The sequence below is a fragment of the Aeromicrobium sp. PE09-221 genome (genome assembly GCF_002174305.1).
Lineage (GTDB): Bacteria > Actinomycetota > Actinomycetes > Propionibacteriales > Nocardioidaceae > Aeromicrobium.
Map to the genome: position 1 here is coordinate 1 of NZ_MIJB01000077.1, position 732 is coordinate 732.

2 pseudogenes are annotated in these 732 nt (G+C 69.4%); one reads left to right on the forward strand and one right to left on the reverse strand.

The features are described 5' to 3' along the window. Positions 1 to 64 precede the first annotated feature (64 nt). Positions 65 to 367, forward strand: a pseudogene (folK, locus tag BHE97_RS19345) (2-amino-4-hydroxy-6-hydroxymethyldihydropteridine diphosphokinase); the annotation flags it as partial. Positions 368 to 376: 9 nt separating this feature from the next. Here folK and BHE97_RS19350 read toward each other — a convergent pair. Beyond that, positions 377 to 598 (reverse strand): annotated as a pseudogene (locus tag BHE97_RS19350) (2-amino-4-hydroxy-6-hydroxymethyldihydropteridine diphosphokinase); the annotation flags it as partial. Positions 599 to 732 lie beyond the last annotated feature (134 nt).

The following is a 732-nucleotide window of genomic DNA, read 5'->3' on the forward strand; positions in this document are numbered from 1 at the left end:
GGCCACGCGGGGCCGGCCCGGCACGGTGCTCGCGCACCGTCGACACGACAGAGTGGAGTAGCTAGTGACCGAATCGCCCACGCCGTACGTTCTCGACGCGGACACGATGACCGGGGGCATGCGTCCTATCCGGCAGGCCGTCCTGGCGATCGGGTCGAACCTGGGTGATCGTGCCGGCCGCCTGCAGGGCGCCGTCTCGGCACTCGAGGACACCCCGGAGGTCACGGTCGTGGCGATCTCGTCCGTGTATGAGACCGAGCCGGTGGGGGCCCCTGAGGAGTCCGGCAAGTTCCTCAATGCCGTCGTGCTGATCGACACGACCCTCACCGTGCACACGCTCCTCGACCGCGCGCTCGCGATCGAGGAGCGTGTGCACGGTGAGGGTCGTGTCGATCAGCACGACGGCATTGAGGAACTTGCCGGACTCCTCAGGGGCCCCCACCGGCTCGGTCTCATACACGGACGAGATCGCCACGACCGTGACCTCCGGGGTGTCCTCGAGTGCCGAGACGGCGCCCTGCAGGCGGCCGGCACGATCACCCAGGTTCGACCCGATCGCCAGGACGGCCTGCCGGATAGGACGCATGCCCCCGGTCATCGTGTCCGCGTCGAGAACGTACGGCGTGGGCGATTCGGTCACTAGCTACTCCACTCTGTCGTGTCGACGGTGCGCGAGCACCCTCCCGGGCCGGCCCGGCGTGGACAAGACCCGCTGGGGCCTGCGGCACGCAG